At 64.5% G+C, this 14,098-nt stretch carries 18 protein-coding genes; 12 read left to right on the top strand and 6 right to left on the bottom strand.

Features of this window, described 5'->3' with window-relative positions; translation table 11 throughout:
• Nucleotides 1-38: 38 nt before the first annotated feature.
• From HGK27_RS03435 to HGK27_RS03425, 3 genes are read left to right on the top strand one after another with little or no spacing between them, the layout of a single operon-like run.
• Nucleotides 39-1,265 (top strand): MFS transporter, encoded by a 1,227-nt coding sequence (locus tag HGK27_RS03435; RefSeq protein WP_241126820.1) that lies wholly within the window; start codon nucleotides 39-41, stop codon nucleotides 1,263-1,265.
• Complete coding sequence (locus HGK27_RS03430; protein WP_206238758.1) at nucleotides 1,258-1,962, top strand: alpha/beta fold hydrolase; 705 nt, start codon at nucleotides 1,258-1,260, stop codon at nucleotides 1,960-1,962. The genes HGK27_RS03435 and HGK27_RS03430 overlap by 8 nt, the downstream gene beginning before the upstream one ends.
• Nucleotides 1,959-2,369, top strand: a complete 411-nt coding sequence (locus tag HGK27_RS03425) for a VOC family protein (protein WP_206238756.1) — start codon at nucleotides 1,959-1,961, stop codon at nucleotides 2,367-2,369. Before HGK27_RS03430 ends, HGK27_RS03425 begins: the two co-directional genes overlap by 4 nt.
• On the opposite strand, the gene HGK27_RS03420 is transcribed toward HGK27_RS03425, so the two are convergent.
• Complete coding sequence (locus tag HGK27_RS03420; protein ID WP_241126819.1) at nucleotides 2,366-2,764, bottom strand: DoxX family protein; 399 nt, start codon at nucleotides 2,762-2,764, stop codon at nucleotides 2,366-2,368. The two genes, HGK27_RS03425 and HGK27_RS03420, sit on opposite strands and share 4 nt — an antisense overlap.
• A gap of 107 nt (nucleotides 2,765-2,871) precedes the next feature.
• Between HGK27_RS03420 and fumC the strand changes: the two genes are divergently transcribed.
• The 5 genes from fumC to HGK27_RS03395 all read left to right on the top strand — a co-directional run bounded on the left by fumC (nucleotide 2,872) and on the right by HGK27_RS03395 (nucleotide 8,128).
• Nucleotides 2,872-4,269: a class II fumarate hydratase gene (gene fumC / locus HGK27_RS03415; RefSeq protein WP_206238754.1), complete on the top strand. Its 1,398-nt coding sequence runs from the start codon at nucleotides 2,872-2,874 to the stop codon at nucleotides 4,267-4,269.
• 252 nt (nucleotides 4,270-4,521) lie between these two features.
• Entirely contained in the window at nucleotides 4,522-4,986 is a 465-nt protein-coding gene (locus HGK27_RS03410) for a pyridoxamine 5'-phosphate oxidase family protein (protein WP_206238752.1), read from the top strand.
• Between the two features lie 90 nt (nucleotides 4,987-5,076).
• Nucleotides 5,077-6,795, top strand: coding sequence for a thiamine pyrophosphate-dependent enzyme (locus HGK27_RS03405; protein WP_206238750.1), 1,719 nt, complete (start codon nucleotides 5,077-5,079; stop codon nucleotides 6,793-6,795).
• A gap of 1 nt (nucleotide 6,796) precedes the next feature.
• A complete protein-coding gene (locus HGK27_RS03400) occupies nucleotides 6,797-7,102 on the top strand; it encodes a hypothetical protein (protein ID WP_206238747.1) in 306 nt (101 codons plus the stop codon).
• Between the two features lie 33 nt (nucleotides 7,103-7,135).
• A complete protein-coding gene (locus tag HGK27_RS03395; protein WP_206238745.1) occupies nucleotides 7,136-8,128 on the top strand; it encodes a DNA topoisomerase IB in 993 nt (330 codons plus the stop codon).
• A 315-nt stretch (nucleotides 8,129-8,443) separates the two neighbouring features.
• On the opposite strand, the gene HGK27_RS03390 is transcribed toward HGK27_RS03395, so the two are convergent.
• From HGK27_RS03390 to HGK27_RS03370, 5 genes are all read right to left on the bottom strand, one after another.
• Complete coding sequence (locus HGK27_RS03390; protein WP_206238743.1) at nucleotides 8,444-8,896, bottom strand: PA2169 family four-helix-bundle protein; 453 nt, start codon at nucleotides 8,894-8,896, stop codon at nucleotides 8,444-8,446.
• Between the two features lie 135 nt (nucleotides 8,897-9,031).
• The gene (locus HGK27_RS03385) at nucleotides 9,032-10,099 is read right to left on the bottom strand and encodes a zinc-binding metallopeptidase family protein (RefSeq protein ID WP_206238741.1); all 1,068 of its coding nucleotides are present in this window, start codon (nucleotides 10,097-10,099) and stop codon (nucleotides 9,032-9,034) included.
• Between the two features lie 76 nt (nucleotides 10,100-10,175).
• The gene (locus HGK27_RS03380; protein ID WP_206238739.1) at nucleotides 10,176-11,030 is read right to left on the bottom strand and encodes an SDR family oxidoreductase; all 855 of its coding nucleotides are present in this window, start codon (nucleotides 11,028-11,030) and stop codon (nucleotides 10,176-10,178) included.
• 76 nt (nucleotides 11,031-11,106) lie between these two features.
• Nucleotides 11,107-11,391, bottom strand: a complete 285-nt coding sequence (locus tag HGK27_RS03375; protein ID WP_206238738.1) for a hypothetical protein — start codon at nucleotides 11,389-11,391, stop codon at nucleotides 11,107-11,109.
• A gap of 31 nt (nucleotides 11,392-11,422) precedes the next feature.
• The gene (locus tag HGK27_RS03370) at nucleotides 11,423-11,728 is read right to left on the bottom strand and encodes a plasmid stabilization protein (protein WP_206238736.1); all 306 of its coding nucleotides are present in this window, start codon (nucleotides 11,726-11,728) and stop codon (nucleotides 11,423-11,425) included.
• A 249-nt stretch (nucleotides 11,729-11,977) separates the two neighbouring features.
• Here HGK27_RS03370 and HGK27_RS03365 point away from each other — a divergent pair, with 249 nt between their 5' ends.
• The 4 genes from HGK27_RS03365 to HGK27_RS03350 all read left to right on the top strand — a co-directional run bounded on the left by HGK27_RS03365 (nucleotide 11,978) and on the right by HGK27_RS03350 (nucleotide 14,061).
• Nucleotides 11,978-12,346 carry a PRC-barrel domain-containing protein gene (locus HGK27_RS03365; RefSeq protein ID WP_206238735.1) on the top strand — a complete coding sequence of 123 codons (369 nt, stop codon included), beginning with the start codon at nucleotides 11,978-11,980 and terminating at the stop codon, nucleotides 12,344-12,346.
• A 62-nt stretch (nucleotides 12,347-12,408) separates the two neighbouring features.
• Entirely contained in the window at nucleotides 12,409-12,585 is a 177-nt protein-coding gene (locus HGK27_RS03360) for a hypothetical protein (protein ID WP_206238733.1), read from the top strand.
• Nucleotides 12,582-12,827, top strand: coding sequence for an Arc family DNA-binding protein (locus HGK27_RS03355; protein ID WP_206238731.1), 246 nt, complete (start codon nucleotides 12,582-12,584; stop codon nucleotides 12,825-12,827). The genes HGK27_RS03360 and HGK27_RS03355 overlap by 4 nt, the downstream gene beginning before the upstream one ends.
• Nucleotides 12,828-13,011: 184 nt before the next feature.
• The gene (locus HGK27_RS03350; RefSeq protein ID WP_241126818.1) at nucleotides 13,012-14,061 is read left to right on the top strand and encodes a PAS domain S-box protein; all 1,050 of its coding nucleotides are present in this window, start codon (nucleotides 13,012-13,014) and stop codon (nucleotides 14,059-14,061) included.
• Nucleotides 14,062-14,098 lie beyond the last annotated feature (37 nt).

Here is a 14,098-nt window from a genome sequence, read left to right as displayed (position 1 = left end):
ATTGGACTGGCGGTCTCCGCAGGCCTATATCGAGGGCCATGAACGCCATCGCTTCCTTCTCCGAAACAACCCTGCCCGAAGGCATGGCGCGCGGCGCGCCCGCCTATCGCCATGCCAGCCTCGCCCTGTTTCTGGCGGGGTTCTCGACCTTCTCGCTGCTCTATTGCGTGCAGCCGCTGCTGCCGGAGTTCTCGCGCAGCTTTCATATCGGCCCGGCGGAAAGTTCGCTGGCCCTCTCGCTCACCACCGGAGCGCTGGCGCTGGCGATCTTTGCCATGGGCGCTCTGTCTCAGGCCCTGCCGCGCAGACCGCTGATGTTCGCCTCCATGGCCTGCGCGGCGCTGTTCAACCTGCTGGCGGGGATAGCGCCATGGTGGCCCGCGATGCTGGGCTTCCGCCTGCTGGAAGGTCTGGCGCTGGGCGGCGTGCCCGCCGTGGCGATGGCCTATCTGGCCGAGGAGATCCACCACCGCGATCTGGGTCGGGCGATGGGCCTCTATGTCGCGGGCACGGCCTTTGGCGGCATGGCCGGGCGTGTGGGCATGGGCGTGCTGACCGACCTCACCTCATGGCGCGGCGCGATGATCGCCATCAGCATCGCCGATCTGGCGGCAGCGGCTGGCTTTGCGCTGCTGCTGCCCGCCTCAAAGCGCTTTATCCCGCATGAGCGGTTCCAGCTGCGCGGCCATCCCGCGATCTGGCTGGGCCATCTGCGCAATCCGGCGATGCTGCGCCTGTTCGGCGTGGGCTTTGTGCTGACCAGCGTCTTTGTCACCATCTTCAACTACGCCGGTTTCCGCCTCTCCGCCGCGCCCTACAATCTGGGGCAGACGGCGATCAGCATGATCTTCCTGACCTATATCTCGGGCATGTTCACCAGCTCCGCCGCCGGGCAACTGGCCGACCGCATCGGGCGACGCCTGCCCGCCGCCGCCGCTCTGGCGCTGATGGGGCTGGGCGTGGCGGCCACCATGGCCAGCGCGCTGTGGATCGTCATTCTGGGCATTCTTCTGGTGACGATCGGCTTTTTCGCCGCCCATGCCATTGCCAGCGGCTGGGTCGGGCGGCTGGCGGGGCCGGCCAAGGGCCATGCCGCCTCGCTCTATCTGCTGTTCTACTATCTGGGCTCCAGCGTGACGGGCTCGGTGGGCGGCTGGTTCTGGCAGCATCTGGGCTGGAGCGGCGTGGCAGGCCTGTCTGGCGCGCTGGCGCTGGTGGGCGTGGTGCTGACGCTGACCATCCGCGAGGAGCGCGCCCATGGCTGAGGCCCTTGTGCTGCTCCCCGGCCTGCTGTGCGATGCGCGGCTATGGCAAAGGCAGGCCGACGATCTGGCCGATATCGCAGCGCCATGGATCGCTGACCTCACGCAGGACGATAGCATCCCCGCCATGGCCGCCCGCGTGCTGGCTCAGGCGCCGGAACGCTTTGCCTTGGCGGGCCTGTCGATGGGCGGCTATGTCGCGCTGGAGATCATGCGGCAGGCGCCCGGGCGGGTCACCCGCCTCGCCCTGCTCGACACCAGTGCCGCGCCCGATGGTGAGGCCCGGCAAGCCGAACGCCAGCGCGCCATAAAGACGCTGGGTCTGGGCCGCTTTATGGGCGTGACCGAGGCGATGCTGCCGCAACTCGTGCATGAAAGCCATGTGTGCGGGCCGGTGGGCGCCACCGTGCGCGCCATGGCCAAGGAGGTCGGCCAGCAGGCCTTTGTCCGCCAGCAGCAGGCGATCCTGACTCGCACGGACAGTCGCCCTCTGCTGCCCGGCATCACGGTGCCCACGCTGATCGCGGTGGGCGAGGATGACCGGATGACCCCGCCCCCTCTGGCCGAGGCGATGCATCAGGCCATCCCCGGCGCGCGTCTGCATCGCTTTGCGCAATGCGGCCATCTGCCACCGCTGGAACAGCCCGAGGCCACCAGCGCTCTCCTGCGTGACTGGCTGAACTGGGAGAAAACCGCATGATCCGTGCCACCGCCATCGACCATATCGTGCTGAATGTGCGCGATCCCGAGGCCAGCGCCGCGTGGTACACAAGCATCCTCGGCATGAGCCGCGAGGAGCATATCCCGGGGCCCGGCAAAACCCCGCGCATCAGCCTGCATTTCGGCGCACAGAAGATCAATCTGCGCCCCATCGCCGCCACGCAGGCCGAGTGGTTCACCGGTCACCATCCCGCCACCGGCAGTGACGATCTCTGCTTTCTGGTCGATGCCTCGCCCGACGCCGTGCTGGCGCATCTGGCGCAGCAGGGTGTCGTCGTGGAAGTTGGCCCGGTGGAGAAGCGCGGGGCAAGGGGCACAATCTGCTCGGTCTATTGCCGTGATCCCGATGGCAATCTGGTGGAACTCTCCAGCTATCCCTCGGCTTAATGAGGCGGCTTGCTGCACCACAGGGCCAGCCAGATCAGCACCGGCTGCGCCACCATGCGGGGCAGATGATAGGCATAACCCAGCCCATGATCGCTTCGCGCCAGATCCATCATCATATGGTGGATGTTGGCCGGAAACACGCAGAGCGCATAAAGCGCCAGAGCCACCCCCGCCGCGCGCCTCAGCCCCGGCCAGCGCGGTTGGGCCAAAGCGACCGCTCCTGCGATCTCACACAAGCCCGTCACAGCGATCACCTGCGCGGGGTATGGCACCCAGCCGGGTGTGATGCCGATGAACGGCGCGGGCAGCACCAGATGCAGCACCCCCGCCAGCGCATAAAGCACCACCAGAAACCAGCGCGCCATGGCTCGTTTGTTGCGCAGCATTCCAGGCATCGCACGCCCCTTTCGCCTTGGCCTCGACCATCGTCGGATAAGGCTTCCATAAGCGCAAGCCTTGCCTATCTTGTTCATCGACCCGCCTCACCCCTCGGAGGACTAACATGACTCAGGAATTCCGCACCGAAACCGACAGTCTGGGCGGCATACCCGTCCCCGCCGAGGCCTATTGGGGCGCGCAGACCCAGCGCAGCCTGCAGAACTTCCCCTTCGGCCCGCAGGAACGCATGCCGATCGAGATCATCCATGCCCTCGCCCGCATCAAGCAGGCCGCCGCCAAGGTGAACGCCCGCCACGGCCTGCCTGCCGAGATTGCCGAGGCCATCGATGCCGCCGCCAGCGAAGTGGCGACCGGCCAGCTTGACGACCAGTTCCCGCTGGTGATCTGGCAGACCGGTTCCGGCACGCAGACCAACATGAACGTCAACGAGGTGGTGGCCAGCCGCGCCAACGAATTGCTGACCGGCAAGCGCGGCGGCAAGAGCCCTGTCCACCCGAACGATCACGTCAACCGCGCGCAATCCTCCAACGACAGCTTCCCCACTGCGCTGCATATTGCTGCTGCCGTGGCGGTGCTGGCGCAGCTCGATCCGGCGCTGGCCGCGATGCATCATGTGCTGGAGCGCAAGGCGGAAGAATGGCAGCCCATCATCAAGATCGGCCGCACCCATATGCAGGATGCCACGCCGATCACGCTGGGGCAGGAATTTTCGGGCTATGCCGACCAGATCGCCAAGGCGCGCACCCGCATCGCCTACACGCTGAACGAGGTGCTGGAGCTGGCGCAGGGCGGCACAGCGGTCGGCACCGGGCTGAACGCGCCGGAAGGCTTTTCTCAGGACATCGCGGCGGAACTGGCCGAGATCACCGGCGTGCCCTTCCGCCCGGCCACCAATCTCTTTGCCGCTCTGGCCGGGCATGATGCGCTGGTGGCTTTGTCGGGCGCGCTGTCGGCTCTGGCGACGGCGTTGACCAAGATCGCCAATGATATCCGCCTGCTGGGTTCCGGCCCGCGCGCCGGGATCGGCGAATTGCTGCTGCCTGAAAATGAGCCGGGCAGCTCGATCATGCCGGGCAAGGTCAACCCCACGCAATGCGAGATGCTGACCATGGTGGCCGCTCAGGTGATCGGCCTCAACACGGCAATCACCATTGGCGGGCTGCAGGGCCATCTGGAGCTGAACGTCTTCAAGCCGATGATCGGGGCCAATGTGCTGCGTTCGATCCATTTGCTGGCCCATGGCATCGCCAGCTTTACGGAGCGCACGCTGGAGGGGCTTGAGCCCAACCGCGAAAGGCTGGCCGAACTGCTCGACCGTTCGCTGATGCTGGTGACGGCTCTGGCTCCGGCCATCGGTTACGAAAATGCCGCCAAGATCGCCAAACATGCCCAGCACAACGGGCTGACGCTGAAGCAAGCGGCGTTGGAAACCGGGCTGGTGGAAGAGGCGACATTTGACTCGCTGGTGCGGCCCGAAACCATGATCGGGCCCGGAGCATAAGGGGCGCCTGATCCAGCTGTAAAACCGATGTTATCAGCACCCCGGCCCCGCGACTCCAGCGGGGCCGGGGTGCGCTTTTATGCGCCCTTCACGGGCCTGCGGCAAGGCAACCGCCCAGCCGCCAAGGCTTTTATCCGCAAGGCGATTTTACGCGGAACAAGCGCCCCGCCTTGCCCGTTATCTCCCTGACGCAACGCATAGCGCTCCACGCCGCTTGCTCCCCAAGGTGCCCCCTACCGAGGAGAACTCGCCATGGACAATGATATCCGCAACGCCTTCTGGAACGCGCTGGACGACAGCCCCTTCGTCATGATGCGCCTGAGCGAGGCCGGTGCCCACAGCCAGCCGATGACGGCCATGCTGGATCGCAACGCGCACCACACGGTGTGGTTCTTCATGCACCAGTCCAGCACGCTGGCGGTCGAGGCCTCGGCGGAGGTCGATTTCTCAAGCAGCGGGCACAAGCTGTTTGCTGCCCTGTCTGGCCGCCTGCACCGCGAGCAGGACCGCAATGTGCTGGACAAGCTGTGGTCGAACAAGGTCGAAGCCTGGTTCCCCGGCGGCAAGGACGATCCAACGCTGGCGCTGATGCGCTTCGAGATCAGCAAGGCCGAGGTCTGGACCGCCGATATCACGCTGGCGGGCCTGTTCGACCTGTTCACCGGTCTGGCCATCCGGCCCGATCAGGCCGGTCATCATGCGGTGGGGCTGCTGTGACACCCAAGCGCCGCACATCCCTGACTCACATCTGCGGGGCGGGCCGAAAGCCTGCCCCATTTTTTGTATCTCTCTCGCAAGGAGCATCCGATGTCATCCACCGTTGCGCAGGCCATCGTCGACACTTTGTTCGAAGCGGGGGCGCGGCGCGTCTATGGCATTCCGGGCGACACGCTCAACCACATCACCGACGCCATTCGCGAGAAAGAGGATCTGCGCTGGGTCCATGTGCGGCATGAGGAGGCGGGCGCCTTCGCCGCCGGGGCCGATGCGCTGCTGACGGGCGATCTGGCGCTGTGCGCGGGCTCTTGCGGGCCGGGCAGCCTGCATTTCATCAACGGCCTGTTTGAGAGCCATCGCAACCGCGCGCCGGTGGTGCTGATCGCCAGTCAGATCGTGCGCGACGAGCTGGGCTTCGATTTCCCGCAGGAGGTGGATTTCAAGGCGGTCTATGCCAGCTGCAGCGTGTGGTGCGATGAAATCCGCACGCCTGCTCAAGCCCGGCGCAAGGCGGCGATGGCAGCTCAGGCGGCGCTGTCGAAAAAGGGCGTGGCGGTGCTGATCGTGCCTGCCGATATCTCCGCCGCCAAGCTGACCGATGATGCGCCTTTCGCCGTCCATCATGCCCAGTCGCGCACCGTCCCGGCGCCCCATGAGATCGACCGCATCGCCAAGGCTCTGAACGCTGGAGGCAAGGTGGCGATCTATGGCGGTTCGGGCTGCGAGGGCGCGCATGATGCCATTCTGGCGCTGGCGGATAGACTGAAGGCGCCCGTCGCCCATACCTCGCGCGCCAAGGATTTTCTGGAGTATGACAATCCGCATGATGTGGGGATGACCGGCATCTTTGGCGGCAAGGCGGGCTATCACGCGCTGATGGGCTGCGACACGCTGCTGCTGCTGGGCTGCGATTTCGCCTGGCGGCAGTTCTATCCGGAAAAGGCCAAGATCATCCAGATCGACATCGACCCCACCCATCTGGGCCGCCGCCATCCGGTGCAGATCGGCGCAGTGGGCGATATCGGCCCCACGCTGGAGCTGCTGCTGCCGCTGATCCGCGAGCGGGAGGATCGCAAATTCCTCGATGCCGCGCTGGAGATGCAGGCGGAAACCCGCAAGGGCCAGCAGAGCCGCGCCACGATCGGCAAGGGCGGAGCGATCCATCCGCAATATCTCACCAGCCTGATCGCCGCCCATGCGCAGCAAGACGCGGTCTACACCGCCGATGGTGGATCGCCCATGGTGTGGTGCCTGCGCCATGTGCCCGCCACGGGGAAGAACCGCACGATCATTTCCCTCACCCATGGCACCATGGCCAATGCCATGCCTCAGGCGCTGGGGGCCAAGGCGGCCTATCCGGATCGGCAGGTGATCGCGCTGTGCGGCGATGGCGGGCTTTCCATGCTGCTGGGCGATCTGCTGACCGCCATTCAGGAGGAGCTGCCGATCAAGGTCTGCGTGTTCAACAATGCCTCGCTGGGCTTTGTTGAGCTGGAGCAGAAGGTGGAGGGGCTGCTGCATGCCTTCACCGATCTGAAGAACCCCGATTTCGCGCAGGTGGCCCGCGCCATCGGCTTCTGGGGGCAAAGGGTGGAGGCCCCTGAAAGCCTTGAGGCCGCCGTGGCGCAATGGCTGGCCGAGCCGGGCCCCGCCCTGCTCGATGTGGTGACAGACCGCTATGAGCTGGTGATGCCGCCCAAGGTCAGCGCCTCGCAGGTGCTGGGCACGGCGCTTTATTCGGCCAAGGCGGTGCTGGACGGGCAATCCGAAGAGGTTGCCAAGCTGCTCACCCACGCGCTGGTGCCTTGAGATGATGCCCTCTCCTCACCAGACCGCCGCGCAGATGAGCAAGCTGTGGCTCGACTGGAGCATGCTCTCCTTCGAAGCGGCACAGGTCATCGCCCTGCGCATGATGATGATCTCCACCGGCGGGCCCGGCGCCGCCAGGGAAAGCGAGCGTATGGTCAGCGAAAAGCTGCGTGCCATGGGCGATGTCAGCTGGAAGCTGGCGCTGGGCCAATGGGGCATGCAGCCCCACGATCAGGCCAGCGGGGCGACACGCCTCTATCGCGGGCGGGTGCGCGCCAATCTGCGACGGCTGAAGAAGGCCAAATAGGAACAAAGCCTTGCTGGCCGTGCTTTCATGCCTATGGCCAGCTCAGCACTCTCCCTCCCCGCCTCCGACCAGCCTTTGGGCATCACACGGAGGCGGCGGGGGAAGGTCTGGCACTATTTCGCGCCCGACGGCAGCCGCATCACGCAGGCCGAGGAGGTGGCGCGGCTCAACCGCATCGCCCTGCCGCCCGCCTATCAGCAGGCGTGGTTCTCACCCGATCCGCAGGCCGATGTGCTGGCCACCGGGATCGACGCCAAGGGCCGCCGCCAATACCGCTATCACCCTGATTTCCGCGCCGCGCGCGAGGCGGAGAAATTTGCCGGATGCGCCGCATTCGCCACCGTTCTGCCGCTGATCCGCGCGCGGGTGGAGGCCGATCTGGCGCGGCGCGGCCTTAGCCGTGAGCGGGCCATCGCTTCGCTGGTGCGGCTGCTGGATGTCACGCATATCCGCGTCGGCAATGAGTGCTACGCGCGCGAGAACGGCAGCTTCGGCGCCTCCACCCTGCGGATGCGGCATGTGAAACTGCAGGCCGGGAAAATCGCGCTGAGCTTCCGCGCCAAATCGGGCAAGCAATGCCGGATGGCTGTTTCCGACAAAGGCCTCGCGCGCTTTGTGAAGGCGATGCAGGATGTGCCGGGGCAGCATCTGTTCCAGTGGCTGGACGATGAGGGCCAAGCCCATCCCATCCACTCGCATGATGTGAACGACTATCTGCGCGCCATCACCGGGGAAGCCATCACCGCCAAGCATTTTCGCACCTTTGCTGCATCGGTGCTGGCCTTTGAATGGCTGATGGAACGTCGGCGCCCCACAGGCGGGTTGACGGCGATGCTGGCGCATGTCTGCGCGGATCTCGGCAACACGCCGGCGGTGGCGCGCAAATCCTATGTCCATCCCAGCCTGATCGCTCTGGCGCAGGATAAGGGAGAGTTTGCCACCACACCCCTGCCCCGCGCCACCCGCTGGCTGACGCGCCATGAGCGCGGGTTGCAGCGTCATCTGGACAGCATCGGCGCGGCCTGAGTGGCGCAAACGCACTCGGCCGTTTCTCCGATGACCGCTGCAGGGACTTTTCAGCGCAAAACACGGGTTCCGGGCGGGCCGCAACAATCCGCGTAGTGGCTAACAACAGCTGCTGCGTTGAGCCCGAAATCTCACGCCGAACCCGAGGCGCAATGCTGACAATAAAGGGATTGCAAAGGGCGATGGCCCTTTGCCCGCCGGAGGCATTACCGATCCCCCTGCCATTCAACTCCCACCCACAAGCACAAGAAAAGGGCGAGGCGCTCCAGCCGCCTCGCCCTTTTCCCAGGGTCAGGTCCCGACGGGGGAAAGGACCTAACCCTGCATGCTGTGCTTGATGTCGCGCATTTCGTCATGGCCCGCGCGCACGGTCTGATAGGCCTGTTCGATCAGCGCCTTGACCTGCGTGGAAAGGCCCGTGTCACGCACGGCATCCTCGTACTTGGCCTTGATATGGTCCTCGCCGGACTCGACCTCGTTGACGATCATCTTCTCGTCATGCGAGGTCACCACCGATTTGAGGTTGAAGAACAGCCGCTCGGCGCTGGCCAGGATGGTGCCGCTGCTTTCGGCCTCGCCGCCCAGCAGGCCGACTTCGCGCTGAAGCGTGTTGGCGATGTTGCGGCGCTCACCGGCACGGGCGTTGAAGAGCGTTTCGAAACGGCTGCCGCGCGCCTCCTTGGCGGCTTCGGCATAGCCGTCGGCGCTGTCGATGGTGGTGGCGATCAGCTCGTTCAGCGTCGAAATATCGTGATCATGCTGTGACATCGCTTTACTCCCATGGCTTGGATCGGAAAGGCCTTGGCTGCGGCCTCGCCTGCCTTGGATGAAAGCCCCCAATCCCGCGAAAGTGGCGCTGCGACGAACCGCCCGGCCCGCCCCAGCGACCACTCACCGCAGGGTTTAGCCAAGGACAGGAATGGCGGCGCGGGCATGGATCAGCCGGTGGATATAGGCCATCTTCTCCACCACGCGCGGCGGGATCACGAAGGGATAGAGATCGCTCTGCCCCATCGAGCGGTTGAGGCAATTGACCGCATAGGTCAGCGGCAACCACGCATCGATCAGCCGTTCCACCGGCACATCCTGATGGGGATCGAAAACGATTTCGGTTTCCAGCTGCGGATCGTGATCAATGCGCGGCTCGATGCGGATGCCAAAGGCGCCCGCCATCTCCAGCGTGTCGATGATATGGAGGTAATGCGCCCAGGTTTCGGCCCAGTCTTCCCACGGATGCATGGTGGCATAGGAACTGACGAAATCCTGCTGCCAATCCGCCGGAGCGCCCTGATCGTAGTGGCGCTGCAGAGCCTCGCCGTAATCGAGCGTTTCATCGCCGAACAGGGCGCGGAAGCTGTCCAGCTCCCCGCCATCACGCACCAGACGGTCCCAGTAGTAATGGCCGACCTCATGCCGGAAATGGCCCAGCAGCGTGCGATAAAGCTCCCCCATCGAGGCCCGGGCACTTTCGCGCGCCACATCGTCAGCCTCTTCCAGCGCGATGGTGATCACGCCATTGTCATGGCCTGTCATCACCTTGTGGCCATCGCTGGAGGCGGGGAAATCGAAGACCAAAGGCTCGGGATCGCCGCTGGCGACGGTCGGCATCGGCAGGCGCAGCTTGATCAGCGTGTAGAACAGGCGGCGCTTGGCCTCCTCGATCTTTTGCCAATTGGCGCGGTTCTCCGGCAGCGACAGATCCGGGATGATGCGGTTGTGCTGGCAGGCGATGCAAAAGGGCTCATCCTGCGCGGCATCGACCATCCAGTTGCAGGCATTCTGCTCCCAATTGGCGCAGAAGCGATAGCGCGCCTCGGGATTGGCCAGAGCGATCCATTCGGCGCCATCGGGCTCCACCGCGCTCATCCGGCCCCGGTCGGGCAGATAGCCGAGGCGATGGCCGCATTTCACGCAAGCGGTGTTCTCGAAATAAAGCACCTGACCGCAGGACTGGCATTGGAAAAGCTGCATGAAACGTCCCCCTGTTGCCCCGCGCGACGGTAACCCCTGCCGCGCGTGCTCTCAATTGGCATGAATACGCATGGTTTTAACTGCCGACGATCGTGCCCCCATTGGGATGCAGCACCTGCCCGCTCATATAGCTGGCATCGTCACTGGCCAGAAACAGGAAGCTGGGCGCCACCTCATTGGGCTGGCCGGGGCGCCCCATCGGCGTATCTTCGCCGAAATGGGCGACCTTTTCAGGATTGGCCCCGCCCATCGGATTGAGCGGCGTCCAGATCGGGCCGGGCGCGACGGCGTTCACCCGAATGCCCTTCTCAATCAGATTTTCGCTCAGCGACCGGGTAAAAGCGGTGATCGCGCCCTTGGTGCTGGCGTAATCGAGCAGTCCTGGCGAACCCTGATACATCGTCACCGATGTACAGGTGACAATCGAGGCGCCCTTCTTCAGATAAGGCATCGCCGCCTGAACCAGAAAGAACATGGCGAAGACATTGGTCTGGAAGGTACGGCGCAGCTGATCCTCGGTGATGTCTTCGATGTTCTGGTCTTCATGCTGCTCCCCGGCATTGCTGACCACGATATCGATGGTGCCGAAGGTGGCAATGACCTGAGCGATAAAGCGCTCGGCATTGGCCTTTTCGCCCAGATCGCCCGCAAAGGAGAGGACGCGCTGGCCCTCGGCGATGACGATCTTCTCGGTCTCGCGCGCATCGTCATGTTCGTTCAAATAGGCGATGGCGATATCCGCGCCCTCGCGCGCGAAAAGCGCCGCCACGGCGCGGCCAATGCCGCTGTCGCCCCCGGTGATCACGGCCACCTTGCCCGCCAATTTGCCGGAGCCGGGATGACGCGGCTGCCATGCGGGCTTGGGCTCCAGCCGCGTCTCATGGCCGGGCAGCGTGTCTTCATGGATCATGCCGATGGTGGTGTCGCTCATGCTCTGCTCCCATCTCGCAGGGCAGCGCGGACCGGCAGCAACCGGCCCGCGCCATCATCAGTCGGGGTAAGGCCGCTTAGTGCGAGGGCGGATCGCTGGCCGGGAAGCTCTCATCCGAGGCCTGATCGACATCATCCCAATGGTGCTGCCGGTCACGCATATGGGCGGGGCCGGCGTCGCGCACCTGGCTGGGCGAGTCCTTATGCGCGCCCGGCCCCGCAAAAGCCGGAGCGGGATGATGCACGCCATCGTCCTTCTTCACCGTCGCCGCGCCATAGCGCCCGCGATTGAGATAGAGCCAACTGCCCACGGCGCTGAGCAAACCGAAAAACAGGCCTTTTTTCAAAGTCATTGTGGTCATGACAGATCCTCCTGCAGGATGGAGTGGACAATCAGGCGGCGTGGCTGTGCGCGGCATTCTTGCGGCGCGTCACCCAGCCTTTGCGGGCGGCGGCGCTGCGCTGTTCGGGCGAGCCGGATTTGTTCGCCCGCCCGCCGCGTGACGAGGATACATGCGTGTCAGGCTTGCCACGCCCCGAGCCGGACTTGTTGCCCCCGCCCGACTCCTTGTTCACCGTGGCCCAGGCGCGCCTTTCGGCCTCCTCCTCGGGCACACCGCGGCTTTCGTAGCTGTCCTCGATATGCTGGGCTTTGCGCTTCTGCTTGTCGGTGTAGGCGCTTTTGTCACCGCGTGGCATCGTGGCTCTCCTCAAGATCACCTGATGGGCCTTGGAATGCGCCGCATCGGCCTTTGATCCGAACCGGCGACGAAATGGCGCGGCCCTGCGGCCAATGTAAATTGGCCCCGGCACCTTGCGCGCGGCAAAGCGTTCCATAGTTCGACGGCGCGTTTTTCGCAGCGCCGCAACGGGTCCGGCAACAAGACCGGAAAGGGCACCCGAAGACTCATGCCCTCACCAGAAACCCTGGCTGGAAGGATGCATCTTATGACCGAACCCCTGCCCATTGCGGAGACATCGCGTCTCATCGCCTCGGATCTTGTCAACGGCACGCCGGTCTACAGCAACAATGGCGAGCATCTTGGCTCGATTCGCAATTTCATGGTCGACAAGGCTTCGGGCCGAACTGACTATGCCGTGCTGCAATTCGGCGGCTTTCTGGGCATCGGCAATGATTACTACCCGATCCCTTGGGAGAAGCTCAGCTATGAGCCCATCCGCAGCGGCTATGTGGTGGATATCACACCCGAACAGATCAAAAGCGCCCCGCGTTACGGCGAGGAGGTCCCCGTCTATGACAAGGACTACGACCGGCGGCTGACCGAATATTATCAGTCGCCCGCACCTATCCTCTGACTTTCCGCGCTTCCCGTGGTATCCTTGGCCATGGGAAGCGCCTTGCACGAAAGGCCCCGATCATGGCCACCAGGCATCAGCACCGTGACGATGAAAAGCCGCAGGACAAGCGCCCCCACAACCGCGAGGTGGAGGATGAGATGCTCTGCCCTCCACGCGGCAGCAACCTGCCCCCACGCCCCGCCACCGAACCACGCGCGCCGCACCGGAAAGACCGGCATCAGGAGGAAAAACCATGAGCGACCCCCTCGCCCATTTCCCGCAATTGACCCTGCGCATCGCAGACAGGCTTTACGACCGGCTGAAAGCGGCGGCTCAGGCCAACCACCAGTCGCTTGAGGCCGAGGTGATCGCCCGGCTGGAAGGCTCTTTCACGGCCCAGCCGCAGGAAAGCCTTGCCGAAGGCCATCAGGCGCTGCTCGAAAAGCTGCACCGGCTGGAAGATCTGGCCGAGGAAGCCAGCCACAGCGCCGACGCGTAAGGCCCGGCCCTTCCCTGTTCACCGCCTGTCCGGAAGGACAGGTTGATAATTCGTATCAAGTTGCCTTTTGCGACAAAGCGCCTAACGTGACTTAACACGCTGTGAGTCTTCGGGCCCAACCTCCCTGCGGGACTTCCCGTGGGCGGTGCTATTGTGGCACAGCAGATGCTCGCAGGAGAATCACGTGTTGCTTGCCGGGCGCGCCGAAGAGATGAATCATCCCACCAAACAGGTCGAAAGCCAGCCGGGCCAGCCCGCGCCGCTTGACGCCAGCGCATGGCTTGCCTCCATCGTCGAAAATTCCGAGGATGCGATTCTCAGCAAGACGCTCTCCGGCATCATCCTGAGCTGGAATGAGGGCGCGGAAAAACTGTTCGGCTACACGGCGGATGAAGCCGTCGGCAAATCCATCACCATCATCATCCCCGAGGAGCGCCTTCACGAGGAAGACGCCATCATCGAGAGCATCAAGGCAGGCCGCAGCGTCTCTCATTTCGAGACGGTGCGCCGCCGCAAGGATGGCACGATGGTGGATGTCTCGCTGACGATCTCGCCGGTGCGGGATCGCGACGGCAAGCTGCTGGGCGCCTCGAAAGTGGCGCGCGACATCACCCAGGCCCGCCGCTTCGCCGAAGAGCAGAACCTGATCCTGCATGAGATGAATCACCGGATCAAAAACCTCTTCTCGCTGGCCACCAGCCTTGTCTCGCTCAGCTCGCGTGAGGCGGAGACCAAGGAGGCGCTTGCCAGCGACCTTCAGGCCCGTCTGGTGGCGCTGGCCAAGGCGCATGAGATCACCCTGTCGGGCCCGCATCGCCCGCAGATGCAGACCTCCACCGCGCTGCATGATCTGCTTTCCACCATCCTGCGCCCCTATCAGGGCGAGCATGGCGCGAAGATCGAGGCCAGCGGCCATGACGCCCCCATCGGTGCGCGCAGCCTGCCCTCCGTGGCCCTGCTGCTGCATGAGCTGACGACCAATGCCGCCAAATATGGCGCACTCAGCGCCCCGCAAGGTTCGCTGACCGTCACGCTGGAGAGCGATGGCGAGCAGGTGCATCTGGTCTGGACCGAAAGCGGCATTCCCCGCACGGAAGGCAGCATGACCGAGGGCTTTGGCAGCCGTCTGGAAAGCCTTTCGGTGCGCGGCCTTGGCGGCGTGATCACCCGCGCCTGGCAGAGGGACGGTCTGGTGATCGACCTGACCATCCCGCTGGAAACGCTGGCACAATAAGCCCCTTGCAGGCCATGCTGCGCAGCATGACCATGCG

The sequence above is a fragment of the Novosphingobium terrae genome (assembly GCF_017163935.1).
Lineage (GTDB): Bacteria > Pseudomonadota > Alphaproteobacteria > Sphingomonadales > Sphingomonadaceae > Novosphingobium > Novosphingobium terrae.
The sequence above is the reverse complement of the archived record's forward strand: the minus strand, read 5'-3'. Positions and strand labels throughout refer to the sequence as shown.